Genomic DNA, 255 nt, shown 5'->3' with positions numbered 1-255 from the left:
GTGCCTTTGGAATCCTGGGCGTTGGTGATGGTCGGCGCCGCCGCCGCAGTCACGGTCAGTGTCCGTGCCCCTGAAGTCTGGCCCGCGCCGTACAGTGCTTTGGCGGTGAAGCTGTGCGCTGCCACGCCCAACCCCGTAAGGTCTTTGGTCCAGATGCCGGTGGATGGGTCCGCTGTGGCGTTACCCTTGCTGACGGCCCCGTCGAGGATCTCCACCTGCTGTCCCTTGCTGGCGGTGCCCGTCAGTTTCACGGTT

General features: G+C 65.5%; 1 pseudogene. It reads right to left on the bottom strand.

From position 1 onward, the window contains the following. A pseudogene (locus tag J5M72_RS28830) lies at window positions 1–255 on the bottom strand (hypothetical protein); the annotation flags it as partial.

This window comes from Pseudomonas sp. 58(2021), from assembly GCF_017491585.1.
In the GTDB taxonomy this organism is placed as follows: Bacteria; Pseudomonadota; Gammaproteobacteria; order Pseudomonadales; family Pseudomonadaceae; genus Aquipseudomonas; species Aquipseudomonas fluorescens_BT.
This window is presented reverse-complemented; position numbering and strand designations above follow the sequence as displayed.